Here is a 26,881-nt window from a genome sequence, read left to right on the forward strand (position 1 = left end):
ACGCCTGACCTGATACAAGAAGGGTAACGTCTTATGGTGCTTGTTCAGGTGATCGTCGCCGGCCTGTTAATCGGGTCGGTGTATGCCCTTTTTTCGTCGGGATTGACCTTGGTGTGGGGGATGATGAATGTCATCAACTTTGCACACGGCGAGTTTGTCATGCTCGGCATGTACGTTGCGTTTTGGTCTTTCACGCTCTTGCACTTTGGTGTGGCAAGCTTTGGACTTGCTGCCGCCATTTTACTTTTTGTGCTTGGCGTGCTGGTGTACTTTTATCTCATCAGGCACGTCATGCGCGGCCCAATGCTCGGGCAGATTCTTTCAACCTTCGGCTTGGTGTTGGTGCTGAGATACACCGCTTTTTGGGCGTTTGGATCGAATTTTGTCGGTTTGCCTGAGGACATCCTGGGATCAAGCTACAACGTCGGCGGAATCCTCTTGAGTGCACCGAAATTGATCGCAGGCATTGTCGCCTTGCTCATCACGATCGCGATGCATTTGCTGCTCACCCGCACCATGCTTGGCAGCCGTATTCTTGCCGTCGCAGAAAATCGCAACGCGGCCATGCTGATGGGCATCAAACCGGACAGAATGCAAGCTATCGCATGGGGCTTATCGGGCGCTAGCGCAGGGATCGCAGGGGCTCTGATTGCCACGTTCTACCCAATCTCTGCGACGGTTGGCGAATCCTTGGGTTTAATCGCCTTTGTCGTCGTCACCTTCGGTGGTTTTGGCAGCGTACCGGGCGCGATGTTTGCCGGGTTGTTGATTGGGTTGATTGAATCCTTGTCAGCCTTTTATTTGGGCCCGGTGTATCAGGATGTGGCGGTGTACGCCCTGTTCGTGTTGGTGTTGTGGGTTCGTCCGCGCGGACTGATGGGAAAATCTTGATGAAACGTATCGGTTGGATTGCGCTGGCTGTCGTGTTGATCGGGTTCCCGATCAGTTTTAACAACCCTTACTATGAACAACTCGGTTCACTGGTACTACTTGCTGCTATCTCTGCCTCTGCGTGGAATCTGATTGGAGGCTACGCTGGTCAAGTATCTGTCGGTAACGCTGTCTTTTTTGGCGCAGGCGCCTACATGCCGTTGCTTTGTTACAAACTCTGGGGCGTCAGCCCTCTGTTTGGTTTTCCGATTGGCATTCTGATCAGTATTGTCATCGCGATCTTGATTGGCATTCCGACCTTTAGACTAAGTGGTCACTATTTCAGCATGGCTACCATCGCGGTCGCAGAGCTGGTGCGTATCGTCGTGGGAAACTGGGATTTTCTGGGCGCCTCGGTTGGCCTGACAGGCCCTGCCATTGCACGCGACTGGACTGATCTGGTCTTTCGCAGTTCGATCCCCTACTACTACATGTTTCTCGGCGTGCTAGCCCTCTTGCTAGGTTTGACATTGATGATCGAGCGCAGCCGCTTTGGCTATTACCTTCGCGCCATTAAGGCCGGAGAACGAGCGGCCCGCAGTTTAGGCGTCCCCGTCAGCCGCTACAAACTCTACATCTTTATGCTGAGCGCGACCTTTACATCTTTGGCAGGTTCGCTATATGCCGCAAAATTTGGTTTTATTGACCCTGCAAGTGGACTCGGTATCCTGGTCTCGGTCAACATGGTCATTGTTGCAGCGTTGGGCGGTGCGGGTCGACTATTAGGGCCGCTGTTGGGCGCAATTATCCTGATCCCGCTGCAATCTGAAACCAATAGCCTGTTTGGGGGCAGTGGCACCGGTTTCACCTATATTCTTTACGGTGGCATCATCATGCTCATTGCCCGCTTCGAACCCGGTGGGTTACTTGAAATTTGGGAACGTTTTCAAGAACGGCGTCACCTCAAACGCGAGGGTCATCGCGATGCTGCTTAAAGCGGAAAACGTGAATATGACCTTTGGTGGCTTCCAGGCCGTCGCGAAGGCGTCTATCGCCGTTGAGAAAGGTGAAATTATTGGGCTGATTGGGCCGAACGGGGCGGGAAAATCAACATTCTTCAATTGTCTCGTTGGCGACTTAGTTCCCAGTGGCGGCCGGATCTGGTTGAACAATCAAGAAGTCACCATGAAATCGCCCGAGGCACATGCCAAGCTCGGTATTGGACGAACATTTCAGGTACCTGCAACCTTTGAGGATATGACGATCCTTGAAAACGTCATGGTGGGGGCTTTTCTCAGACACCCTCGCGTCAACGATGCGCGTGAAGTTGCCCACGGGATTTTGAAAACAACCGGACTCACTGATCTTGCAAAGCAAAAAGCAAAAAGTTTGGGCACCCCGGGGCGCAAACGCCTGGAAATCGCGCGAGTTCTGGCCACCGATCCTGAGATCATGTTGCTTGATGAAGCGCTGGCCGGACTAACCCCTGTCGAAGTACAGAAAGCCATTGAACTGGTTCAACAAATTCATGAATCAGGTATCACGTTGGTCATCGTTGAGCACATCATGGAAGTCATTTTGACATTAACTCAACGAGTCACGGTGTTTAACCAAGGCCATGTCATCGCCAGTGGCGCGCCTTCCGATGTCATGAATAATCAAGCGGTCATTGAAGCCTATCTTGGACGCTCGTTAGTGAGAAACAAATCACCAAGCACTCACGCTTCTCGTCTATCTGCTGATGAGCAAGGCCTATGAACAACAGCTTACAGATGTTAGAGGTCAGCCATCTTGAAGTTCGCTATGGTGATCTTGTGGGCGTGCAAGACGTTTCAATTACAGTACAGCCCGGCAGTATTGTTGCCTTACTTGGGTCAAATGGCGCTGGAAAAACGACCACTTTAAACGCTATCGCTGGTTTGGTTAAACCCAGCACGGGATCCATCCACTGGTCTGGTGAGAACATCGCTGGCCAGCCTGCTTACTCAATCGTTGGCAAGGGCGTGGCATTAGCCCCAGAAGGGTGGCACCTGTTCACCCAGCAGACCGTTGAGCAAAACTTGATGCTCGGCACCACTGCACTGAGTGAGAAAAGGCACATCGCTGACCTACTGGATCAAGTTTTCTCTTTCTTCCCGCGATTGAAAGAGCGTCGTAAACAACGCTCGGGCACGCTATCCGGTGGTGAACGTCAGATGCTCGCAGTCGGACGTGCGCTGATGAGTAAACCCAAAATTTTGTTACTCGATGAACCCAGCCTAGGCCTGGCACCAGCGATCGTTGAGTCTATGTACGAGACACTGACCTTGCTCAATCAAGGCGGTTTGACGTTGTTGATCGCCGAACAATCCGTGCAACTGGCGTTGGAGGTATCCGATTACGCTTATGTGCTTCAGACAGGCAAAACCGTGTTGCACGGGCCTGCGCAAGAATTGGCTGACAATCAACAAGTCCGACGTATCTATCTAGGTCAAGTCGATCATGGCTAGCCGCTAGACGGTCAACGTCCCTCGTCTTAGCTGATCTCTTTCCATGGAATCGAACAGCGCTTTGAAGTTTCCTTCGCCGAACCCTTCATCTTTCTTGCGCTGAATGAATTCAAAAAAGACGGGGCCCAGCAAAGCCTCTGAAAAAATCTGCAATAACAGTCTTGGATCACCTTGCGCCGTTGAACCGTCAAGCAAGATCCCTCGTGCTTGAAGCTCAGCCACCGGCTCACCGTGACCAGGTAACCGCTCAGACAACATATCGTAGTAAGTTTGTGGCGGAGCCGTCATCAACGGTATCCCTGCTCTTCGCAAGGCATCGACGCTTTCGATCAAGTTATCGCAGCGCAGTGCGATGTGCTGAATCCCCTCGCCGTTGAACTTCATTAAAAACTCTTCGATCTGACCACCACCGCCCCGGCTCGACTCTTCGTTAAGGGGGATTCTAATCATGCCGTCGGGGGCCGTCATCGCCTTACTGGTCAGCCCCGTGTATTCACCCTTGATGTCAAAATAGCGAATCTCTCGGAAATTGAAGATTTTTTCGTAAAAACTCGCCCAAAAGCTCATCCGACCACGATACACGTTGTGGGTCAGGTGATCGATCACTTTAAATCCGTGCCCTCGGGGATGTCTATCGACATCAGGCAGAAACTCGAAGTCAATGTCGTAAATGCTTTTGCCATCCTCAAACCGATCAATCAGATAGAGTGGTGCGCCGCCAATCCCCTTAACCGCTGGTAGCCTGAGCTCCATGGGACCTGTCGGGATTTCAATCGGCTGAGCCCCCAGTTCAAGGGCTCTCGCGTAAGCATGATGAGCGTCACGGACACGAAACGCCAGCGCACATGCCGAACTACCATGCTCGGCTGAAAAGTACCCCGCAAGACTTTTAGGATCGCGATTGACAATAAAGTTGATGTCACCTTGCCGATACAAGACAACATCTTTTGAACGGTGTTTAGCGACTAACGAGAATCCCATCAACTCAAAGACACGCTCAAGTTTGTCCGATTCAGGCGAGGCGAACTCGACAAATTCGAAGCCACACAAACCCATTGGATTTTCAAAAAGATCAGACATATTTATCCCTTTTAAGCAACGATTGCTGGCAATACTTGCGCAACACATTCACCAAAACCAATGCGTGCAAAGCCCTCCCGTTTGCACCCTCCGCGCAGCGTGACTGCATCCCCATCCTCGAGAAAGGTTCTTCTTTCACCACTCGGTAAAACAAGGGGCGTTTGACCACCCGCGGTGAGTTCAATGAGCGCGCCAGCTTCACCTGCGTTGGGGCCTGATAATGTCCCTGTGCCAAACAAGTCACCGCCTCGCAGATTGCAGCCGTTCACAGTGTGATGAGTCACGAGTTGAGCGGCTGTCCAATACGCATATCGATAGTTAGACTGCGTCACCACACAGGGTTCGATGCCTGTTTTTCTCATCTGCTCTGTTTGCAGTTGCACTGCCAGCTCAATGTCGAACGAACCCAGTTGCGTGTTGTGATCTGACTTCAAATACGACAACGGTTGAGGATCTGTCGACGGGCGTGGCAAGGACGTGCGGTAAGGCGCCAGCGCCTCAAGCGTCACGACCCAGGGCGACACTGAGGTGCAAAAACTTTTCGCCAAAAACGGCCCAAGTGGCTGATACTCCCATGCTTGGATGTCTCGGGCCGACCAATCATTGAGCAGACAGAGGCCAAAAATGTGTTGTTCTGCTTCGTCAAGCGGGATCGCGTGACCCCAGACGTTACCCGTACCAATATAGATCCCCAATTCAAGCTCAAAATCGAGCCGCCCACACGTGGAAAGACTGGGTATCTGCTGACCAGGGCTTAACGTTTGACCCAGCGGCCGGTGGAAATTCTTACCTGACACCACGACACTTGAGGCGCGACCGTGATAGCCAATAGGCAACCACTTGTAATTAGGCAGTAACGGATTGTCGGGTCGAAATAGTTTACCGACGTTCGTTGCATGTTCAATCGACGTGTAAAAATCAGTGTAGTCACCAATGCTCGCAGCCACCGCGTATTCAACCATGGTCTGTGGCACCAAGCAGCGCTGTACGACTTGTTGGTTGCGATATCCTTGGGCGAGCATGTCAGAAAGCGCTGAGCGCAGCGCAGACCAGGCGTGATGGCCCAGTCGCATTAATGCATTAAGACCGTCATGACTGCCTGCCAGCAGCGCCTCTTGCGCAAGACCTGAACACAGGGTCGTGTCTGCTAAAGCGGCGAGATCAACAAGCTGATCGCCAATGGCAACGCCAATTCTAAAAGTTTCGTGGGTGGACTTTCTCCGAAAGTTTGCAAACGGCAGATTTTGAATAGGGAAATCGTTTTCTGGGATGTTTGCGCTGTCGACCCAACTCTTTAGCGCGATGTCGTGTGTTTGATTAATGGTGTGCATGGTCACCCCCCCCTGCTGCCGTCGTGCATCCATGCTGCGTGCATGGGCGCCTTTTTGGTTGCCGCCCATTCTTCTAGCATCGCCCACTTCACCTCATCAAGCTGTTGATACATGGCCGCCGTCCCACAGTCGTAAGCGAGCTCAAGACGATGGCCATTGGGATCGAAAAAATAAATACTTTTAAAAATCGTGTGTTCAATGGGGCCAAGCACCTGAACGCCGTTCGACTCGAGGCTGGCTTTTGCCTCAACCAATGCTTGATAAGATTCGACCTTAAACGCGAGGTGTTGCACCCACCCGGGCGTGTTGTGATCCCGATCCATCGGCGGCTGAGTGGGCAATTCGAAAAATGCCAGAATATTGCCCCCACCCGCATCCAGAAACACATGCATATACGGATCAGGGGCTTTGGTTGAAGGCACTTGATTTTCTGCGATCGCCAGAACGAACTTCATCCCCAGATGCTGTTGGTACCATGCTACTGTCTCTTTAGCATCCTTGCAGCGATAAGCCACGTGATGCACCCCTTGTGTCTGCATGTTGTCATCCCCTTTTTTTACTATCACCGAGCGTCATTCCCTGTTCTGTATGTCTGAGCAGCTTGTCGAGTAACCGGCCAAGCGTCTCTGACTCTTTCAGTGATAAGCAACCAAACACTTCTTGATTGCGCCGCTCAATCATCGCTACCGTTTTTAGCCAAACCTTCTTGCCAGCAGGCGTCAGGCTTAAGCTCACCCCACGACCATCCAGCCCGTTAGTATGCTTAGCCACGAGACCCTGATCGACCAGCGCCTGTGCTGCTCGACTAGCTTGACCTTTGTTTAAGTTCGCCCGGTTCGCCAAATCGCTAATCGATAATGGCCCAAAAGCACCAATTGCACCCAAGCACCGCCCGTCGCTGAGAGAAAGGCCTGTCGCCTCAGGATATGAGCGCTGACTTTCCAGATCGCTGAGCTTATGCAATCGATGCAGCCGATAAGTCAGCGCCCTACTTAGCTGATAGTGGTCGTTAGGCATAGGTCTCAACATGATTTAGTACCAGCATAATATAAACAAATTTAGTTGCGCACGCAACTAATTTTGAACGCATAACTCTGCCATCAACCAAAACACCATTGAGGCGCTACTCTTTTGATAAATGAGCGCCTATTGCTGCCGCTGCCGTTCGGGTCTCAACACCCAGCTTGTCAAAAATATGCTCTAGATGTTTATTGACCGTTCGCGGGCTCATGCCAAGAATATCGGCAATATCCCGGTTGGTCTTTCCTTTCGCAAGCCAGGACAACACCTCACTCTCTCGAGGTGTTAAGGACGCGTTTTGCAAACGGGTTGCATCCCCGGATGGTAGGTCTCGCTTGGCGATGAGTAGCATGGTCTCACCAAGCCCGACTAGTCCAAGGTTTCTTAAAGATAGCTCTGGATAGTCAGGCAAACAGGCGTGAGGCCCGTCTGCTGCCATGAGCGCCATCCATTGCCGAGGAGGCACCGCGCGCGGCAACCACTGTTTGGCCTGTGGGGACTGCCAAGCCACCCGACCTTGAGCATCAATGACAATGACGCCAAACCCGGCAATATCAACAGCCTCTCGAGCAAGCCTGACTTCTTTCGCGTTACGAATATGGGTTTGCAATCTCGCTAACACCTCTTCGATACGAACGGGCTTGACGACGTAGTCTACCCCGCCGCTCTCAAATGCTTGAACAATATGTTGAGTCTCGGACAGCCCTGTCATAAAGATAATAGGTAAATGCGCCAGTATCGGGTTCGATTTAATTTGTAGGCATGTCTCGAAACCCGACAAGCCGGGCATCACGGCGTCCAGTAAGACCGCGTCAACAGACACCATTTGCAGCCGACTTAACGCGGTCGGCCCATCCAAAGCTACCAAGACGCTGTAACCTGCTTGTTCAAGTGACTCATAAAGCATGCCTAAACTTTGGGGGTCATCATCGACAATCAATACCACCGATCGTTGGGTCATTTCAGTTTCAGTCATGGCTGCTCGTTCTGGTCAGTTCAATCAAAGATTCAAACTCAAACCTTGTCACCATCGACCGCAAAGTCTCGCACAGCACCGTGTGCGCCGAATGTTGCGTGCGAAACAGTTCAAGTTCATTCAATAAGCCTTGCATGTGACCGATATGCAGCAAGGGTGACAGTCGCACACTGAGTTCGCTTGGAATCATCTCGGGCGTCAGTGGTTGCTGTTCGGATGCAGGGGGTAATGTCGTCCCCAGCCCCGTTAAGCTGACGTTGATCCACTTGATCTTGAGAAAACGCCCAAGCACGCCCAACAACTCAGATTCGAGGACCGGTTTGCCGACAAAGGCGTGACACTGAGCCTCTTCAAGCTTGGAGATCTGATTATCAAAGAGATTGGCCGACACCAAAATAATCGGCAAATCACGATAACCTCTGACTCTTACTGCTCGAGCTGTTTGCCAACCATCCATTTCATCCATCGAAATGTCGAGCAAAATGGCATCGGGCAGATCGATCTGCAAGCTATCTAAACACTCGCTGCCACTGGCCGCTTCGTTAACGGTAAAACCTAAGGGTCGCAGTAACGCTGCCAACATTTGTCTTTGATCAGGCTGATCATCAACTGCCAGCAGGGTGATTCTTGGGCCTTCGTAGCCCGTGATCTGGCCAACAGACTGAACCAACGGCCCGGGATCATCAACTTGAGGAAGATAAAGCCTGACACAGAATGAACTACCTTGATCTTGAACACTTTGCATGGACAATTCGCCGCCCATCATAGACGTCAGCAAGCCCGTAATGGTCAAGCCAAGGCCAGTACCTGGCTCTCCCCTGCGGCGCGCTGCCCCTCCTCTTTCAAAGGGAAGAAAAATACGTTGTTGATCCTGCGGGGCAACACCGACGCCGGTATCGATGACATAAAACACAAGTACTTCTGCATGCGCATCAACCCGAAGTGTCACGCTACCTTGATCGGTAAATTTGATTGCATTGCCTAACAAATTGATAAGCACCTGCGTCAACCGCTTAGCGTCTCCCTTTACCCAGTCAGGCACAGAACCCACCACCTCATACTCAAATCTCAACCCTCGTGCGGCAGCCTGAGGTTCAATCATATGAACGATCTCATCGAGCAATAGTTTGAGCGGCATTGCTGCGGTCTCAAGACGCATTCTGCCTGACTCGATGTGAGCTAAATCCAACAAGTCATCCACCAATGACGCCATGTGCAAGCCACTACGTTGTATCGTCTTGAGGGCATCAACCTGTTTTCGATCTTTTAATTCTGTCTTCAGGAGAATTTGCAGATAACCAAGAATGCTGTTGAGAGGTGTGCGCAACTCATGCGTCATGCCCGCGACGTAGCGCGTTTTGGCTCGATTGGCGTTTTCTGCGACATCCTTCGCCACTTGCAGTGCCGCATCGGTTCGGCGCAAGGCTTCCACCTCTCGTTGCAGCAACCGACTCTGAGCGTTTGATTCATCCTGCGCCAATTGACGACTCTCGTTGATGAGCACAACCCACCAGCTGCAGACCGCCACGACCAGAATCATCATGACAAAAATTTTCGTAAATGCATCAAGGTGAGTGGCATAGGGAATCGTCTGGTCGCTTCCCTCTTGCGTGAGTGCAATAGCCATCACGGTCGCAAGTACAAACGCGAGCGATAAAAAGACAATTAAAAATCTGCCCGCACGCGATTTAAACCGATCAGAAATATAGGCGGGCAACACGTGGGTCATCCAACCAGCAAACTGTTCGTCAATTCGAGAACCGACTTTACACATATCGTGGCAGCGCGAGTCCAGCGTGCAGCAGAGCGAACAGATGGGTGCGCCATAGGCGGGGCAATGCGTCATATCAGGGGCTTCAAAGTGATTTTCGCAAACACTGCATTGAACAATTTTGCCGCCCGTTGAGATATCTGACGCGCGTCTGGCGAGGTACCATTTTCCGTGAGTTAACCAGGCAATCACTGGCGACAATAAAAACGATGCGCATAGTGCAATAAAGGGAGAAAACGCACGAGCGACATCGCCAAAAATACCCCCGTAAGCCGCCAGCGCAACGGTGGCTGAGATCAGCGTGGCACCGAGCCCGACCGGATTGATATCATAGAGGTGGGCTCGTTTGAACTCGATACCTTTAGGTGACAAACCCAAGGGTTTATTGACGACTAAATCGGCCACGATCGCACCAATCCACGCAATGGCGATGTTGCTGTACAAGCCCAAGACTTGCTCAAGTGCCTTAAATACACCCAACGTCATGAGCAAGGTCGCGATAATCACGTTGAACACCAACCAGACGACACGGCCTGGATGACTATGGGTGACTCGGGCGAAAAAATTTGACCAAGCAAGGGAACCCGCATAGGCATTGGTGACGTTGATCTTGACTTGCGACAAAATCACGAAAAGCGCGGTGATGGCGACGACCCAAGCAGGATCCTGAAACACATAAGCGAAACCGGCCAAGTACATTCTCGTGGGTTCGCTGGCGTACTCTGGCGATAACTGTTGCTGCAACACCAAAAAGGCTAAAAATGCGCCACCAACCATTTTTGCAGCCCCCGGGATAATCCAACCAGGCCCAGCCAAAAGCACAGCAGTCCACCAGCGGCAACGGTTCTTTGCGGTTTTTTCAGGCAGAAATCTTAAATAATCTACCTGTTCACCAATTTGAACAACGAGAGAACAGGCCACGGTGAACGCCGATCCGAACATCAACCAACCAAATTCACTCGTACCCGATAAACGCCCACTCAAACCGACGAACTCCACAAACGCGGACGGGTCTTTGATAGCGATCGCCACATAAGGACAAACCAGCAAGATTAGCCAAACGAGCTGAGTCCAAAGTTGCAAGCGCGAAATCAAGGTGATCCCCCTGAGCACGAGAGGAATAATCACCAGCGCGCTTAACACATAGCAAATCGATATCGGCCAGTCTAAGTAGAGCTTGAGTGCAAGGGCCATAATCGCGGCCTCAAGCGCAAAAAAGATGAATGTAAACGCCGCATAAATCAGTGAAGTGATAGTCGACCCCACGTAGCCGAACCCTGCACCACGCGTGAGAAGATCAATATCTACCCCGTAACGAGCTGCAAAATAGCTGATCGGGAGCCCAGTCAATGCGGCAACCAGAGCAACAGCGACGATAGCCCACATGGCGTTTGCAAAGCCGTAATTTAAGGCCATGACCGCGCCAATGGCCTCAAGTGCCAGGAAGGAAACACCACCCAACGCAGTATTCGCGACCTTCCATTCAGACCATTTTCGAAAAGACACGGGCGTATATCGAAGCGCAAAATCCTCGAGCGACTCGTCGGCGACCCAACTGTTGTAGTCGCGTCGGATGCGAATAATTTTTTGATTCGCAATGGTCATCGTTTAAACCTCAGTAAAGCCTTCTCAGCACTCAAGCACGAACTATGCCAAGCATCTCAATTTGATGAAATCATCGAGGCAGCATCGGGCTTTGATCATGACTCGGATTTCTATCCGAGATAGCCCGGTGTACGTCAATTAACGTATTGGGGTTCTCCCGAGTATCACGCAGAATTCACTGCAAGACGGTTATTCGTCTGTCAACCTCAGGAGCCCTCCAATGAAGAAGCAGCCTTCAGAATTGTCCGATTTACCTGTCAGTAGTGATCGCCGTCAGGTTTTGCAAGGTATCGTCGGTTTAGCCTTGGCCGCGGCAACCATGCGTGCTGGTGCCCAGAAACTACCGACGTCGCAAGTGAACACAACCAAATTAGCGGTGACCGATACGGAGGTCATTGTGGGTCAGTTGCATTCTGCCACAGGCACCATGGCAATCTCAGAAACGGGCTCTATTCAAGCAGAGCAACTCGCTATCGACCAGATCAACGCCATGGGCGGTGTGCTTGGTCGACAGATCAAAGTGATCAAGGAAGATGGCGCCTCTGATTGGCCTACATTTGCTGAAAAGGCAAAGAAGCTCTTGGTCAACGATCATGCTGCAGCCGTGTTTGGTTGCTGGACGTCAGCCTCACGTAAAGCCGTGTTGCCTATCTTTGAAAAAGAGAACGGCATGCTTTACTACCCAACCTTTTATGAAGGTCTCGAGCAAAGTAAAAACGTCATTTACACCGGTCAGGAAGCCACCCAACAGATTCTGTGGGGACTGGATTGGGCGTCGAAAGACCTTGGCACTAAGTCGTATTTTCTCGTGGGATCAGACTACATCTGGCCACGCACATCGATGAAGATCGCCCGCAAACATATCGAGCAGCACCTGAATCAAAAAGTGGTGGGCGAAGAATACTACCCACTTGGTAACACCAACTTTAATTCGCTGATCAATAAGATCAAGGCAGCAAAGCCAGATCTGATTTACGCAGCTGTCGTAGGCGGCAGTAACGTGGCTTTCTACAAGCAGCTCAAAGCAGCCGGCATCACCTCAGCCAAACAAAAGCTGCTCACGATCTCGGTGACCGAAGATGAGTTGCTTGGTATTGGTGGTGAGAACACCGAGGGCTTCTATTCTTGCATGAAGTACTTCCAGTCTCTGGACAATGAAAACAACAAAAAGTTTGTTGCTGCATTTAAAGAAAAATATGGTGCCAAGTCAGTGATTGGTGACGTCACTCAAGCAGGCTATCTCGGCCCATGGCTCTGGAAATACACCTGCGAAAAAGCCGGTAGCTTTGACGTCGATAAGATTGCAACGGCCTCAACCGGCATCGAGTTTAAGGGCGCACCTGAAGGCTACGTGCGCATCGACGATAACCACCATTTGTTCAGCAAAGCGCGTATTGGCCAGATGTTGGCCGACGGGCAGTTCAAGGTTGTCGCCGAATCACCCGAATTGATCAAACCTGATCCATTCCCTAAGGGTTATCAGTAAGGACTAAGTGTTGAGATTGGCAATAGTTTGCCAATCTCAATTCAAGTCAGGCAATTTAGCTTTTGCGAGACAAGGATGCATCATGGAACTCTCTGAAATTATCAATATCACGGTGATGCAAGGTTTTGCCGGTCTCAGTCTTTTCGCAGTGTTGCTGCTCATGGGACTAGGACTCGCCATCATCTTCGGGCAAATGGGTGTTATCAACATGGCTCACGGTGAGTTCATGGCCATCGGTGCCTATACCGTTTTCCTTGGATCGACGCTGACCGAGAAGTATGCCCCCGCTCTGGCGCCCGTGTATTTTCCCTTTGCAATCGGTGCGGCTTTCATTTTCGCTTTCATCGGCGGTTGGCTAGCCGAATGGTTGCTGATACGACATTTATACAAGAGGCCCTTGGATACCTTATTGGCGACTTGGGGTTTAAGCCTTGCCCTTCAACAATGTTTTCGCACGTTCATCAGCCCGAAAGAAGTGAGTCCGACACTGCCAGACTGGTTGCTAGGATCTTGGGCGCCGCACGAAGGCCTTGATATACCCATCAATGGCATGTTCGTCATGATGCTAACGCTCTTGGTGACGGGTTTCGTCATGCTGGCGATGTACCGAAGCCGCTGGGGCCTGCGAGTTAGGGCAACGGTGAGCAACCGCCCCATGGCCAATGCAGTCGGGATCAACACCAAAAAAACAGACAGACTCACGTTTGCCATCGGCTGCGGCATCGCCGGGATCGCAGGCGCTGCCTTCACAACGATAGGCTCAACCGGGCCGACATCGGGCTCACTGTATATCGTTGACTCTTTCTTAGTGGTTACGTTTGGTGGCGCAGCCAGCCTGCTAGGCACCGCCGCCTCTGCCTTTGGTATCGCTCAGATTCAATCCATTACTGAGTTTTTCATGACTGGTTCGATGGCAAAGGTATTCACCCTTTCTTTTGTGGTCATCGTCTTGATGTTCCGCCCTCAAGGCTTATTCGCCTCGAAGATTCGGCGCTAACCCCGGTCGCTCACGGAGATTTCAACCATGACTGCTATCAAGACATTTCTCAAGCAACCCGGTCTAGCCGGCTTCATGATCCTGGCGGGCATCTTGCTCATTGTGTTCCCCGCTTGTTTCGACATTTTTCGACTGAATTTGATTGGCAAGTATTTAACGTATGCATTCGTGGCCATTGGTCTGGTCATGCTGTGGGGTTGGGGAGGTGTCTTGAGCCTCGGCCAAGGTGTCTTTTTCGGTCTAGGGGGCTATTGCATGGCCATGTTTCTAAAGCTTGAGGCATCGGATCCTATCACGACCAAAATTCAATCCACACCAGGCATTCCAGATTTTATGGACTGGAATCAACTCACTGCTCTCCCCATCTGGTGGCAGCCATTTCATAGCCTCACGTTTACCTTTGTCGCCGTGGTGGCTGTCCCTGTGTTGTTAGCGTTCATCGTCAGCTACGCCATGTTCAAGCGTCGCGTCGGTGGTGTTTACTTCGCCATCATCACGCAGGCGGTGTCTCTGATCCTCATGACGCTGATCATTGGGCTGCAGGGATACACCGGCGGCGTGAACGGCATGACAGACTTGAAGACGATGGCGGGTTGGGATACACGCACAGACTCAGCCAAAATCATTCTTTATTACGCATGTGCTGGCACCCTACTATTCTGTGTGTTGATCGGCACTTGGATGCAGCGAAGCAAGTTTGGCACGCTTTTGCTGGCGATGAAGGACAAAGAAGACAGAGTGCGTTTCTCAGGCTATGACGTCTCCATGTTCAAAGTCGCGGTATTTTGCTTAGCGGCAGGCGTGTCTGGCATTGGTGGTGCTTTCTTTGCTCTTCAGGTCGGTTTCATGTCGCCGTCTTTCGTCGGGATTGTGCCTTCGATTGAGCTAGTCATCTTATGCGCAGTCGGTGGTCGAATGAGCCTGGTAGGGGCCGTTTACGGCTCATTGTTGGTCAATGCTGCCAAGACGCTTTTTTCCGAGAGCTTCCCTGACCTGTGGTTGTTTCTGATGGCCGCCTTGTTTATCGGTGTCACCATGGCTTTCCCGTTGGGATTAGCAGGCCTGTGGGATCAGAAGATTAAACCTTGGTGGAAGAAACGCAATGCCGAGCGGTTGGCTTTAAGGCAGCGTCTCAAAACCCTTGACCAAGCACCACTTGAGACTGAGGCATCGAGCACTGACAAAACTTGCGTGGCTTCGCTCGATACGAACCCAACCGCTACCCCACCCAGCCTGATCATTGAAAGGAGTCCAGTATGAGCAGCAACACTGACTTTGTGCTGGCGATAGAGGATCTCACCGTGTCATTCGATGGCTTTAAAGCCATCGACAGCTTAAACCTTTATGTCGACCAGAATGAATTACGCGTCATCATTGGGCCAAACGGCGCCGGTAAAACAACGTTGTTAGACATGATTTGCGGCAAAACAAAAGCAACCGCGGGTAGCATCAAGTTTCACAACGAAGAGATGACCACCCTGCCCGAGTTCACTCGTGTTCGCCGGGGCATTGGTCGTAAATTTCAGACGCCGTCGATCTACGAAAACTTGTCTGTCTTCCAGAACCTTGAAGTGTCCTTTCCGAAGGGACGATCAGTGCTAGGAGCCGTGTTTTTCAAATGCACGAGCGAGGTCAACGATCGTGTTCAATCTGTCGCCCAGGAGATTGGATTGCTCGACACGCTGAATACGGAAGCGGGCTTGTTATCTCACGGCCAGAAGCAGTGGCTTGAGATTGGCATGTTGTTGATGCAAGAGCCAGAGCTGTTAATGCTTGACGAACCAATTGCCGGCATGAGTGTTCGAGAGCGTGAAATTACCGCCGAACTTCTGAAAAAAATATCGAACAACCGCTCGGTGATCGTCATCGAACACGACATGGAGTTTGTCAAGAAAATTGCACAAAAAGTGACCGTCATGCACCAAGGAAAGATATTGGCTGAAGGCTCAATGGACGATGTTCAGAACAATTCGCAGGTTATTGAAGTCTATCTGGGCCACTAGGAGAGCAGCATGTTGAGTGTCAAAGATCTATTCGTTGCCTACGGTCAGAGCGAAGCGCTGCACGGTATTTCTATAGAAGCCAATCCCGAAGAGACCATTGCGATCATGGGTCGCAATGGTATGGGCAAAACAACCTTCTTTAAAAGCCTGATGGGCTTGTTGCCAGCCAAAAGTGGTGCCGTCTCTGTTAACGGCCACGACATTACCACCGACGAGAGCTTTCAACGTGTTGCCAAAGGGATTGCTTACGTGCCACAGGGCCGGATGATTTTTCCCACACTGACCGTAGAAGAAAACATTCAGACAGGGCTCGAGAACGCGAAGGTAAAAACCATTCCAGACGAGATTTATGCCTTGTTTCCCGTGCTTTGGGATATGCGTCGGCGCAAGGGTGGAAACCTCTCTGGTGGTCAGCAGCAACAACTGGCGATCGCTCGTGCGCTCGTGACCGATCCCAAGGTTCTCTTGCTGGATGAACCAACCGAAGGCATCCAACCGTCGATTATTAAAGACATCGCTAAAGCGTTGAACGAAATCCGAAAAATGCGCGGCATCACCATCATTGTCTCAGAACAAGTGTTGAGCTTCGCCATGGATGTTGCTGACCGCCTGTTTGTGATTGAGGGTGGCCGGTTGGTTTACGAAACATCGCGCAACGATACCGATGTTGATCGTATCAAGCAGTACCTTTCCGTTTAACTTGACCTGAGGTGCACCATGCCAGAAACCCTAATCTCCGTTGATCTCAAGCAATCCCCCTACGACAATCCAAAAATACATAATCGTTGGCATCCTGAAATCCCCATGGCATGTTGGGTCAAACCAGGCGATGAATTTGTGCTTGAGACCTTTGACTGGACCGGTGGCTTCATTAAAAACAATGATAGTGCCGATGACGTCCGTGATATCGACCTGTCCACCGTTCACTTCTTGTCTGGACCCGTCGGTGTAAAAGGCGCCGAACCTGGTGACTTACTGGTGGTTGATCTGTTAGACATTGGTGCCAAAGACGATAGCCTGTGGGGTTTTAACGGCTTCTTCAGCAAAAAGAACGGTGGCGGCTTTCTGACAGACCATTTCCCTTTGGCACAGAAATCCATTTGGGATTTTCATGGGATGTTCACGAGCAGTCGCCATATTCCAAATGTCAAATTTGCAGGTCTCATCCATCCCGGCTTGATCGGATGTTTGCCCGATCAAAAAATGTTGAATACCTGGAATGAACGTGAAGTGGATTTCATCGCCACACAACCTGATCGTGTGCCGCCATTAGCCAACCCACCCTTCGCTAAAACCACACATGCCGGTGCTGCGACAGGCGATGTCAAAGCGAAAATCGAGAACGAAGGCGCTCGCACAGTTCCGCCGCGTGAGCATGGCGGCAACTGCGACATCAAAGATTTGTCACGAGGTTCAAAGATTTATTTTCCGGTGTATGTGGATGGCGCAGGTTTGTCAGTCGGCGACTTGCACTTCAGTCAGGGCGATGGCGAGATCACTTTCTGCGGTGCGATCGAAATGGCCGGTTGGGTACACATGAAAGTTGAACTCATCAAAGGCGGCATGGCGAAATATGGTATCAAGAACCCTATTTTCAAGCCTAGCCCGATCACCCCGCAATACAACGATTACTTGATCTTCGAGGGGATCTCGGTTGATGAACAAGGCAAACAACATTATCTGGACGTCAACGTGGCCTATCGCCAAGCTTGCCTGAACGCCATCGAATACATGACCAAGTTCGGGTATTCGCGTGCTCAGGCTTATTCGATCTTGGGTACTGCGCCTGTGCAGGGGCACATCAGTGGTGTCGTTGATATACCGAACGCATGTGCCACCCTTTGGTTGCCGACTGGCATCTTCGACTTCGACATTAATCCGACTGCGGCCGGACCACAAAAGCTGGTGACGCCGGGCTTTGAGATGCCATTGTCTCAAGATCTTTAACCAATTGCTTTGAATCCAGGAGACCCTCATGCCAACTTACGATTATTCATGCAAATCCTGCGGCAACTTCGAGGCGATCAGACCGATGAGTCTGCGCAATGAAGTGTCAGAATGTCCTGAGTGCGGAGGCGTCTCTGAGCGCATTTTTGTGCTTGGATCCAATCTGGCCCGTCTCGATAGCGATTCGCGTAAAGCCATTGAAGGCAATGAGCGGGCTGCCCATATGCCGATGATGTCGCGTGACTATGACGGGGGTTACAGCCGGATGAAACATCCCTCTGGCTGTGGCTGTTGCAAGACTGGCAAAAAGGCAACGACTCAAACCTTTGCAAATGGCAACAAATCATTTGTGGGCAAACGCCCGTGGATGATTAGCCATTAAGTTGCTCGGGGGATCAGCCGCTATTCACATTCAACTTGTCACTATTCATCACGTCATCATTAGAGGAAAATCAGCATGAGACACGGAGATATCTCGAGCAGTAAGGATTGCGTTGGCGTCGCCGTCGTTAACTATAAGATGCCTCGATTGCACACGAAGGCGGAAGTACTGGATAACGCTCGCAAGATCGGGGAAATGCTAATTGGCATGAAGCAAGGTTTGCCGGGCATGGATCTGGTTATTTTCCCCGAATATAGTACGCATGGCATCATGTACGATGCCAAAGAAATGTATGAGACGGCCTCCACGATCCCGGGCGATGAAACTGAGATTTTTGCGGCAGCTTGTCGTCAAGCCAATGTCTGGGGTGTCTTTTCACTGACGGGAGAACGTCATGAAGAACATCCAAACAAAGCGCCCTACAACACCCTCATCTTGATGAATAATGAAGGTGAGATTGTTCAGAAGTATCGAAAAATCATGCCCTGGACACCAATCGAAGGTTGGTATCCAGGCGATTGCACCTACGTCTCGGAAGGCCCCAAGGGGATGAAGATCAGTCTGATCATTTGCGACGATGGCAACTACCCCGAAATCTGGCGAGATTGTGCCATGCGCGGCGCCGAGCTCATCGTTCGTTGCCAAGGCTACATGTATCCCGCGAAAGAACAGCAAGTGATGGTCGCAAAGTGTATGGCTTGGATGAACAACACCTATGTCGCCGTCGCGAACGCCGCGGGCTTCGATGGCGTCTATTCCTACTTCGGCCATTCGGCCATCGTCGGATTCGACGGCCGCACACTGGGCGAATGCGGCGAAGAAGAAATGGGGATTAATTACGCTGAACTCTCCATGGGTTTGATCCGAGATTTCCGGAAAAACGGGCAGTCACAAAATCACCTGTTTAAACTCGTCCATCGTGGTTACACCGGGAAAATCAACTCAGGTGAAGATGTCAACGGGGTCGCCGCTTGCCCTTATGAGTTCTACGGAAAATGGATAAGCGACCCGGAGGGGACTCGAAAAATGGTCGAGTCGTTTACTCGATCGACCGTTGGCACGCAAGAGTGCCCAATCCCAGGTATTCCGAACGAACCTGTGGCCCACCGCTAGTGTAGACATGAGAAAAGCCTAATCATGGCGCTTGATCTTAGTGCCTATCGACTATCTCAGGCGCCTTACTATTGCCCATCGGGGCCAGAGGTCTCTTTGTACAAACAGGCCTACGCTCACCGGCTTCCGGTGCTACTGAAGGGGCCCACTGGGTCGGGCAAGACGCGGTTTGTCGAGTATATGGCTCATACCTTGGGCTTGCCCCTCGTCACCCTCGCTTGCACAGAGGACATGACGGCCTCGGATCTGGTGGGCCGATTTTTACTTGATGAGACAGGCACCGTCTGGCACGATGGGCCACTTACACAAGCGGTTCGCGGGGGTGCCATTTGCTATCTGGACGAGGTGGTCGAGGCGAGGCAGGACACCACTGTCGTGATTCATCCACTGATTGACTCGAGACGCACACTCCCTCTAGAGAAAAGGGGAGAGTTGGTGCACGCGCATCCAGACTTTCAGCTCGTTGTCTCCTATAACCCGGGCTATCAGAGCCAGGCCAAGGACCTCAAGACTTCAACAAGACAGCGCTTTGTTGCGATCGACTTCGACTATCCAAGCCCCGACATCGAGGTAGACATCGTGGTTCATGAGACCCGTGCTTCAACAACGCTGGCTCGCCAGCTGGTCGATATTGCCAACCGAACTCGACAACTGAAAAGCCAGGGGCTCGCCGAAGGCGCGTCGACTCGTTTGTTAATTTATGCCGGAAAATTGATTGTTGGCGGCCTCTCACCGAAGGATGCATGCGAGCTGGCTCTGGTGCAGCCTCTCACCGATGACGCTGATATGACAAGGGCTTTGCTCGCTCTTGTGGCTGCACATTTCTGATGCCAGCCCCCGAAGCAGCGCTATCACTGACTGGACTTGGCTTGTTGTTCAGCGCACTCAGTCGTCACGCCGTGACCTTGGGTTTGATCACAGACTCGCAGGCGGAAGATACGCAAGCGCGCGTCATTCTTACACCGACGCATTGCCTTTTGCCCGCCCATCTAAGCCATCCGTCTTGCCCACATCCGGTACAACTCAGTGCTATCGCCCATGCTGCCGCGCACTTGCTATTTTCACCGCACGGTCTGGAGACCACCGGTCTCAAACCGATGGGGATTGCGGTTGTTTCCGCGATAGAAGACGCCCGGATCGAAGCTCAAATGAGAGAAAGGTTTCCCGGCACGAGTCGATGGTTTAGAGAATCGCTGGCGCAGTCCACGGACGAGTTCGGTCTTAATTGTTCATCGTTGATACATCGAATGAGTCGCGCCCTTGGCGATGACACCTACCAGGATGAACACTTCTGGATACAGAAGGCAAAGCGGCTTTTCCATGATACCCGAATCACCGCCGGCTTAGCGGACTATCAAAGTTTTCGCAAACTGGCTTCTGTACTAGCCAATGACTTGGGACAAATGAGAGTACAGTTCAATGCCCAACAGTACGTTGTTCCAGAACGCTATAGAGATGATCATTCTTATTTATGGCGCCATGCAGACACCGTCGCGGCCCTTACCTTGTCGCAAGAGATCACCCTACAAAACACGAAGCGAGCCACCGCGAGTGTTGATCAGCGCCCAACCAAAAAGGCCCAAGTCACAGAGGTCATTCATCGCTACCATTATCCCGAATGGGACTATCAACGCCACGTACTCAAAGCAGATTGGTGCAGGTTGCTCGAAACAAAGCAAGTGTCGGATTCAGTTACCAGAGAGTCAATTTTTCTGCGCCCCTCACCACTTCATCTCAAGCTGAATCGATCAAAAATGAGGCGTCCTGACCGTGCCGTGCGAGGTCAACCAGAGGGAGACCAAATTGATCTGAATGCGGCCGTGCAATTTATGGTGTCTCGTCAAACGATGCGATGCGACGAACCCCGGTACTTTGTTCGGCCTCAGCTAAGAAAAAGAACGGGTAGTGTCCTGTTGATCATGGATCTATCTGAGTCGGCGAACGACATCATTCTGAGCACGCCCAAACCAACAACCATACTTGACCTGGAAAGGCAGGCTGCACTCGCATTAGCAGCATCCGCCTCAATGCACGGCGACCGAGTGGCCATCCATGGATTTTCAAGCGACACACGCAGTAAAGCTCACTATCATCGCTTTCTGGATTTTGGAGAAACACTCACGCCAGAAGCTGAAAAGCACGTGATGACTCAGCAGGCACAATATTCAACGCGTCTTGGCACGGCTATCCGGCATGGGGTCACCCTGTTAAGACCAGAAGCCACCGACTACCTTGCCATGCTGGTGCTAAGTGATGGGATGCCCGCTGACATTGATGTCTTTGATGCTGACTATTTAATAGAAGATGCCCATCACGCGGTGCAATTTGCCAAACGTCATGGTGTTTATTGTTATGGTCTGATCTTTGAAACTCAAGCAGAACAGATTTCCCGACGAATTTTTGGATTGCAAAATTACCGAATCATCGCTCGCGCCGAGTCACTGCCGCGACACCTCGAACAGTGTTACCAATCCTTATCTCAGCGGCTATCATAGAGAACACCATCGACCTGTCTCGACAAAAAGGGCTTCACATGCGCATATTAACGATCTCCACTGGTAGGGTTGCCAAAATAATGGTGAGCGATGGTGGGCCTGTCCGCTCAGTGAATTCAGCCATCAACAAAACGCCGGTCAGTGACCTGAATAACCGTCAAGCCATCTTTGCTGGCCCGTTAGGGCTCGAGCAAGACGAGCAAGCGGATCACAACGTACATGGTGGGCCAGGGATGGCAGTCTACGCCTATCCCGTTGAACATTATCCGTTCTGGATGCAACTTCTCAAATCTCAAAAGAGCGATATTCACGCGCTGTCTCACGGCTTTTTTGGTGAAAACCTGACGGTTGAAGGCTTCTCCGAGCAAGAGGTTTTTGAAGGAGACGTATGGACAGTCGGCGAGGCAGAGTTCATGGTCGAGAAATTGCGAGAACCCTGCTTCAAATTCGACGCCAAAATTGGCTTTGCTGCTGGCCCTTCAATGATTTTGTCGGCACGCAGTGGTTGGTATCTGCGTGTGTTGACGGCTGGGGTCATTCACGCGGGTGATGCGATCGAGGTAAGCCCGGGCGAGCGGCTCGTCAGCATTGCAGACCAGAATGCGATGACAGCCCATCGTCGCAGGCTGTCAGCTGATTAAAGCCCACCAAACATCCGCGTCCGTCACCGATTGTTGCTCAAAAATTCAAGCAACAATTGACAGACCTTTTCTGGCTGCTCTTGCTGAACCCAATGCCCTGCCCCCTCAACCAGATGGGTCCCTTGGTAACACGTCGTCAACCCATGCTCAACGTATGCCAAGCCACCCGGGGTTTGGTAGACGCCCCAATCGCTTTCACCACCAATGAACATCGACGGAACCGTAATTTTCAACCCTGCAAATATCTGCAACTCACGGTCAATCGGCCCGATCCGGTAGCCCTGCAACCCGCCTTGAAACCCTGTTCTGCCATATTCGCTGCTGTAGACACGTAACTCGTCGTCCGGTAACCAGGTACAACGAGCAATAGCTTCAGCTGAAGGCATCTCAGCTGCCACCGACTCTGCCATACCGTGTGCAAGATCCATCACATAATAACGAGGCAGTTTCTCCCACTCACTGGCAATGAGCGCTTGCAAGGGGAAGGGTTTGTTTTGTATCCAATCCGCACTCTTCATGTGATAGTAGGCGCGCAAAAACGCATGAAGCCCTTGTTTGGCACGCCACATATTTTCGTTCGCAGACGGTGTTGTGTAATAACGCATGTAATACTTGCGCGGCGGATCAAGCTCGGCGAGCGCTTGATGGATTTCATCTGGATTCGCCTCAGCCGCGAGCGAACCAACGGCGTTGTTCGCCGTATCGAACGGGAAGTCTCCAGGCGCCCCTCGAAAGGGAGAACTCATCATCACCACCGACTTAAACACATCGGGCCTGCTTAACGCGCACCAACCCGCAATCGGCGACCCTTGATCGTGTCCAACGACAGCATCCACCGATCGGTAACCCAAGGCTGACAGCAGGGCAAGGTTATCGACAATCTTATTGCGAGTACCAAAAGGACGCAGATCGTCCCCATGCTTGACATCAGTACCCGAACTGCGGCCATACCCGCGAGCATCGGGCGCAATCACGTGGTAACCAGCCCGCGCCAAAGGCAGCATGACTTTGCGCCAACTGTAGGCCAACTCAGGAAAACCATGTAACAACAACACCGCCGGTCGCCCCGGTGTTTCAAAGCCGGCCTCTAAGACATGTACCGTCATGTCATTGATGTTCGGTATCAGACGAGCACGGATGCCCGAGGGTAGAAAAATGGCATCAAGAGCAGACATGGTGGCAGCCTAAGCAAAGTAGCGTCAAAATGGCAAATAAGAAATTGATTTTTTTTGTACTTAATATACATTAGGGCTAAGTGCCAAAAATGATGGCCCCAAGAACCAAAACGAGACAAAACAATGCCAGCTACGATAGACAGCAAACATCTGCTCATGGGTCAGATGATGACTCAACCGTTGATGATTTCAAGCTTACTGACGCATGCCAGTGAATCGCACGGTACCACTGAAATCGTATCGCAGCGAGTCGAAGGCGATCGACACCGTTACACATACGCTGATTGCGCCTCTCGTGCGAAAAAAGTGGCTCAGCTGTTGTCCAGACTTGGTTTACAGCCCAGTGATCGTGTTGCCACCATTGCCTGGAACGGTTATCGCCATCTCGAACTCTACTACGGTATCTCAGGTGGTGGGCTAGTCTGCCACACAATTAACCCTCGCTTGTTCGAAGAGCAAATTCACTACATCATCAATCACGCACAAGATGCCGCCATTTTTTTTGACCTGACGTTCTTGCCGCTTGTAGAAAAGCTACAACCCACTTGCAGCGAGGTTCGCCATTGGGTGTGCATGATAGACGAAGCTCAAATGCCGAAAAGCAGTATTCCGAATCTGTTGTGTTACGAAACCCTGATCGCAGCTGAAGATGGTGACTACGAATGGCCAGTGTTTGATGAAAACGCAGCGTCTGCGCTTTGCTACACCTCAGGCACAACGGGTCGTCCCAAGGGCGCGCTCTATAGCCATCGATCCACCGTATTACATTCTTATGCCTCAGCGCTGCCCGATTCGTTAGACTGTGGCACACGTGACGTGATTATGCCAGTGGTCCCAATGTTTCATGTGAACGCGTGGGGGGTGCCCTACACCGCGCCCATGGTTGGCGCAAAACTTGTTTTCCCTGGTGCAAAGCTCGACGGTGCATCGCTATGCGAGTTGATTACCTCTGAGGGCGTCACGATGTCGGCGGGGGTACCGACGATTTGGGCAGGTCTTCTGCAATATGCGAAAGATCACAAAATCACGTTCACCACGTTTAAACGAACCGTCATCGGTGGCTCAGCCTGCCCTCCTGCCATGATGAAAGCATTTGAAGCGATGGGCGTACAAGTGATCCATGCTTGGGGGATGACTGAGCTTTCACCCCTTGGGACGGTCGCTAAATTAAAGAGGTCAGACCTGGTCAAGACAAAGGCTGAACAGGACGCGATTTTGCAAAAGCAAGGACGAGTCATTTATGGCATCAGCATGAAAATCATTGATGGAGAGGGCAAGGCACTCGCCAACGACGGCAAAGCCTTCGGTGATCTGCTGGTCAAGGGCTCGTGGGTCGTGAACCAGTATTTTCGAGGCGACGAGTCGCCGCTGATTGATGGGTGGTTTCCCACGGGAGACGTGGCGACGATCGACCTCGACGGTAACATGCAGATCACCGACCGAAGTAAAGATGTCATCAAATCGGGAGGCGAATGGATTTCTTCAATTGAAATTGAGAATGTGGCAGCGGCCCATCCCGATGTGCATTTGGCCGCGTGTGTCGCAGTTGATCATCCAAAGTGGGATGAACGCCCCCTGTTGGTCGTGGTCAAAAAGCCCGAAAGCACCATAACCGACGACGATTTAAAACAAGCGCTGTTGCAATCATTTGACGGTAGGGTCGCGAAATGGTGGATTCCCGATGACGTTGCATTCATCGAGAAAATGCCCCTGACCGCCACTGGCAAACTACTCAAACTCGAATTGAGAAATCAGTTTCGCCACCGAAATATGTTGTCGCCGAAGCAGCGCTAGGGTTAACGTCCACGGCATCAAACACTGACCAGTTGTTAGGAGATTGCGACGAATGATTATCGACGCGCAGGTTCACGCCTATGAAAGAGACCATCCAGCTCGCCCCTGGGCAGCGGTTCTGGTTGGGCCCAAGGAAGTGACGGGTGCAGATATGTGCGCCGCCATGGACCGCGCCGGGGTCGATGCGGCCATTCTGGTGTCTGTATTTACCATGTACCGCTGGGATGACAGCTACGCGCGCGAAGTGTATGCCGCCTACCCCAAACGTTTTCGGCTCATTAAACCTGTCAATGCGCACGACCCAGCCGTGGGCGAAACGATTGAGCAGTGGGCGGCAACACCAGGGGCGATTGCGATTCGCATCATGATGAATCAAGATATCTCGACAGACTCGACGGATCCGGCTGTCAACCACGTCTTGGCGACAGCCGCGCGATATGACCTGCCCGTCAACTTGTTTTGCCCTGGCCGTCTCGCACAAGTGCAAGCGCTCGCGAGACGCAATCCTGAGACACAAATCGTTGTCGATCACGTGGGGTTGCCACAACCCTATGAACCACCACCGCTGACCGACCCCTTTAAGGATCTCCCAGCGGTGCTGTCATTAGCCACTTGCCCGAATGTTGCGATCAAGCTCACGGGGGCGTGTACGCTTTCAAAACTACCCTACCCCTACCCAGATATTTGGGATCCGATTCGGCGCATCCTCGATGCCTACGCGGTAGACCGCTGTATGTGGGGTACTGACTGGACTCGAGCCAGCCAGATTCTGACCTACCAACAAGGGGTGGATGCATTTAAAACCACCCAGCAACTCAGCGACTCAGAACGCGCACAGTTAATGGGTGACAATTTACAAAAAATCTATCGCTGTGACTTTAACGAATCATGAATTAGAACGGTGTTTGGCTCTCTGTCGCAATACCCAAACGGGTTGCGCGGTTACCGTTTAGCCACACCATACTGTCAGTCGCATTCCCGGCATCCGTTTTAACAATCCATGCCACCGCTGCCGCTGGCAGCATTTCTTTTAAATACGGAACGATCGTCTGCTCATAATAAGGATCTTTAAGATCTTTGGAGTCCTTCGTCTTGTTGCTGCCGGGGAAGTGGTAGCCAAGACCATGCCTTGAACTGGCATTCTTACCGGTGAGGATATTGTCAGCCCGCGAATAATGTCGCTTGAATCCACCTGCAAACACTCTATTGCACGCGCCCTCGCAAACATCGAGCTTACCGTCAGTCCATGTGGTCAGTTTATTGGTGCGCAGATAGTGACCAATCTTGATAGCATCCGAGTCCCTGCCGCCCGTATTGTTCAGACGCAGAACTTTGTAGGCTTGACCCTTACCTTGCATGTACTGAATGAACTTGTCGGCGTCACCTTCACAAATCCCGCCCGTCATGTAAACATAAGCGTCTTTAACGACAAGTTTCATCGGTGACGCACAAGCGCTTTGTGCCCAAACATCGACTGGCACCAGCCCCAAAAAAGTCAAACATAATCCGACCGCCCAGCCGCAACGCCCACCACTGAACAAAGTAAACATAAGCTAAATCTCTAACTCGCCGACGTCAAACGCCTGAAACGTCGCCACTATAGCACCTAGGGGGACAAAGCAAATTTGTGACTTTTGTAAGGGTTTTCCTTGTGAATTACCGTTGCCTTGAGGGGGGCGAAAAGCGATACTTACGCATTCAAATCA

General features: G+C 51.6%; 25 protein-coding genes. 17 read left to right on the plus strand and 8 right to left on the minus strand.

What is annotated here, in order from left to right:
- Window positions 1-33: 33 nt before the first annotated feature.
- From AC1W8Y_RS05440 to AC1W8Y_RS05455, 4 genes are read left to right on the plus strand one after another with little or no spacing between them, the layout of a single operon-like run.
- A complete protein-coding gene (locus AC1W8Y_RS05440) occupies window positions 34-891 on the plus strand; it encodes a branched-chain amino acid ABC transporter permease (protein ID WP_482013459.1) in 858 nt (285 codons plus the stop codon).
- Window positions 891-1,865, plus strand: coding sequence for a branched-chain amino acid ABC transporter permease (locus AC1W8Y_RS05445; protein WP_482013460.1), 975 nt, complete (start codon window positions 891-893; stop codon window positions 1,863-1,865). The genes AC1W8Y_RS05440 and AC1W8Y_RS05445 overlap by 1 nt, the downstream gene beginning before the upstream one ends.
- Entirely contained in the window at window positions 1,855-2,628 is a 774-nt protein-coding gene (locus tag AC1W8Y_RS05450) for an ABC transporter ATP-binding protein (RefSeq protein ID WP_482013461.1), read from the plus strand. Before AC1W8Y_RS05445 ends, AC1W8Y_RS05450 begins: the two co-directional genes overlap by 11 nt.
- A complete protein-coding gene (locus tag AC1W8Y_RS05455; protein ID WP_482013462.1) occupies window positions 2,625-3,359 on the plus strand; it encodes an ABC transporter ATP-binding protein in 735 nt (244 codons plus the stop codon). The genes AC1W8Y_RS05450 and AC1W8Y_RS05455 overlap by 4 nt, the downstream gene beginning before the upstream one ends.
- A gap of 3 nt (window positions 3,360-3,362) precedes the next feature.
- On the opposite strand, the gene hppD is transcribed toward AC1W8Y_RS05455, so the two are convergent.
- From hppD to AC1W8Y_RS05485, 6 genes are all read right to left on the minus strand, one after another.
- Window positions 3,363-4,439: a 4-hydroxyphenylpyruvate dioxygenase gene (hppD, locus tag AC1W8Y_RS05460; RefSeq protein ID WP_482013463.1), complete on the minus strand. Its 1,077-nt coding sequence runs from the start codon at window positions 4,437-4,439 to the stop codon at window positions 3,363-3,365.
- A gap of 11 nt (window positions 4,440-4,450) precedes the next feature.
- On the minus strand, window positions 4,451-5,770 hold the full coding sequence (fahA, locus tag AC1W8Y_RS05465) for a fumarylacetoacetase (RefSeq protein ID WP_482013507.1): 1,320 nt from the start codon (window positions 5,768-5,770) through the stop codon (window positions 4,451-4,453).
- A gap of 2 nt (window positions 5,771-5,772) precedes the next feature.
- On the minus strand, window positions 5,773-6,309 hold the full coding sequence (locus AC1W8Y_RS05470) for a VOC family protein (protein WP_482013464.1): 537 nt from the start codon (window positions 6,307-6,309) through the stop codon (window positions 5,773-5,775).
- Window positions 6,310-6,313: 4 nt separating this feature from the next.
- Window positions 6,314-6,796, minus strand: coding sequence for a MarR family winged helix-turn-helix transcriptional regulator (locus tag AC1W8Y_RS05475; protein ID WP_482013508.1), 483 nt, complete (start codon window positions 6,794-6,796; stop codon window positions 6,314-6,316).
- A gap of 97 nt (window positions 6,797-6,893) precedes the next feature.
- A complete protein-coding gene (locus tag AC1W8Y_RS05480; protein WP_482013465.1) occupies window positions 6,894-7,766 on the minus strand; it encodes a response regulator in 873 nt (290 codons plus the stop codon).
- Window positions 7,759-11,142, minus strand: a complete 3,384-nt coding sequence (locus AC1W8Y_RS05485) for a hybrid sensor histidine kinase/response regulator (RefSeq protein ID WP_482013466.1) — start codon at window positions 11,140-11,142, stop codon at window positions 7,759-7,761. Before AC1W8Y_RS05485 ends, AC1W8Y_RS05480 begins: the two co-directional genes overlap by 8 nt.
- A 220-nt stretch (window positions 11,143-11,362) precedes the next feature.
- On the opposite strand from AC1W8Y_RS05485, the gene urtA reads away from it, so the two are divergent.
- The 11 genes from urtA to AC1W8Y_RS05540 all read left to right on the plus strand — a co-directional run bounded on the left by urtA (window position 11,363) and on the right by AC1W8Y_RS05540 (window position 22,206).
- On the plus strand, window positions 11,363-12,628 hold the full coding sequence (urtA, locus tag AC1W8Y_RS05490) for an urea ABC transporter substrate-binding protein (RefSeq protein ID WP_482013467.1): 1,266 nt from the start codon (window positions 11,363-11,365) through the stop codon (window positions 12,626-12,628).
- Between the two features lie 82 nt (window positions 12,629-12,710).
- Complete coding sequence (gene urtB / locus AC1W8Y_RS05495) at window positions 12,711-13,625, plus strand: urea ABC transporter permease subunit UrtB (protein ID WP_482013468.1); 915 nt, start codon at window positions 12,711-12,713, stop codon at window positions 13,623-13,625.
- Between the two features lie 27 nt (window positions 13,626-13,652).
- On the plus strand, window positions 13,653-14,885 hold the full coding sequence (gene urtC, locus AC1W8Y_RS05500) for an urea ABC transporter permease subunit UrtC (protein WP_482013469.1): 1,233 nt from the start codon (window positions 13,653-13,655) through the stop codon (window positions 14,883-14,885).
- Window positions 14,882-15,628 carry an urea ABC transporter ATP-binding protein UrtD gene (gene urtD / locus AC1W8Y_RS05505; protein ID WP_482013470.1) on the plus strand — a complete coding sequence of 249 codons (747 nt, stop codon included), beginning with the start codon at window positions 14,882-14,884 and terminating at the stop codon, window positions 15,626-15,628. Before urtC ends, urtD begins: the two co-directional genes overlap by 4 nt.
- A 9-nt stretch (window positions 15,629-15,637) precedes the next feature.
- Complete coding sequence (urtE, locus tag AC1W8Y_RS05510; protein WP_482013471.1) at window positions 15,638-16,327, plus strand: urea ABC transporter ATP-binding subunit UrtE; 690 nt, start codon at window positions 15,638-15,640, stop codon at window positions 16,325-16,327.
- Window positions 16,328-16,345: 18 nt separating this feature from the next.
- The gene (gene fmdA / locus AC1W8Y_RS05515) at window positions 16,346-17,575 is read left to right on the plus strand and encodes a formamidase (protein WP_482013472.1); all 1,230 of its coding nucleotides are present in this window, start codon (window positions 16,346-16,348) and stop codon (window positions 17,573-17,575) included.
- A 28-nt stretch (window positions 17,576-17,603) separates the two neighbouring features.
- The gene (locus tag AC1W8Y_RS05520; RefSeq protein WP_482013473.1) at window positions 17,604-17,957 is read left to right on the plus strand and encodes a zinc ribbon domain-containing protein; all 354 of its coding nucleotides are present in this window, start codon (window positions 17,604-17,606) and stop codon (window positions 17,955-17,957) included.
- Window positions 17,958-18,032: 75 nt separating this feature from the next.
- Window positions 18,033-19,070: an aliphatic amidase gene (locus tag AC1W8Y_RS05525; RefSeq protein WP_482013474.1), complete on the plus strand. Its 1,038-nt coding sequence runs from the start codon at window positions 18,033-18,035 to the stop codon at window positions 19,068-19,070.
- A 24-nt stretch (window positions 19,071-19,094) separates the two neighbouring features.
- Window positions 19,095-19,898: an AAA family ATPase gene (locus AC1W8Y_RS05530; protein ID WP_482013475.1), complete on the plus strand. Its 804-nt coding sequence runs from the start codon at window positions 19,095-19,097 to the stop codon at window positions 19,896-19,898.
- Entirely contained in the window at window positions 19,898-21,565 is a 1,668-nt protein-coding gene (locus AC1W8Y_RS05535) for a nitric oxide reductase activation protein NorD (protein ID WP_482013476.1), read from the plus strand. Before AC1W8Y_RS05530 ends, AC1W8Y_RS05535 begins: the two co-directional genes overlap by 1 nt.
- A gap of 38 nt (window positions 21,566-21,603) precedes the next feature.
- Complete coding sequence (locus tag AC1W8Y_RS05540; RefSeq protein ID WP_482013477.1) at window positions 21,604-22,206, plus strand: MOSC domain-containing protein; 603 nt, start codon at window positions 21,604-21,606, stop codon at window positions 22,204-22,206.
- 23 nt (window positions 22,207-22,229) lie between these two features.
- Here AC1W8Y_RS05540 and AC1W8Y_RS05545 read toward each other — a convergent pair whose 3' ends face one another.
- Entirely contained in the window at window positions 22,230-23,381 is a 1,152-nt protein-coding gene (locus AC1W8Y_RS05545; RefSeq protein WP_482013478.1) for an alpha/beta fold hydrolase, read from the minus strand.
- 123 nt (window positions 23,382-23,504) lie between these two features.
- Here AC1W8Y_RS05545 and AC1W8Y_RS05550 point away from each other — a divergent pair, with 123 nt between their 5' ends.
- Entirely contained in the window at window positions 23,505-25,175 is a 1,671-nt protein-coding gene (locus AC1W8Y_RS05550; RefSeq protein ID WP_482013479.1) for a 3-(methylthio)propionyl-CoA ligase, read from the plus strand.
- Window positions 25,176-25,227: 52 nt separating this feature from the next.
- Window positions 25,228-26,067 (plus strand): amidohydrolase family protein, encoded by an 840-nt coding sequence (locus AC1W8Y_RS05555; protein ID WP_482013480.1) that lies wholly within the window; start codon window positions 25,228-25,230, stop codon window positions 26,065-26,067.
- A 1-nt stretch (window position 26,068) separates the two neighbouring features.
- On the opposite strand, the gene AC1W8Y_RS05560 is transcribed toward AC1W8Y_RS05555, so the two are convergent.
- A complete protein-coding gene (locus AC1W8Y_RS05560) occupies window positions 26,069-26,725 on the minus strand; it encodes a hypothetical protein (protein ID WP_482013481.1) in 657 nt (218 codons plus the stop codon).
- Window positions 26,726-26,881: the final 156 nt, after the last annotated feature.

The sequence above is a fragment of the Jezberella sp. genome (assembly GCF_964834465.1).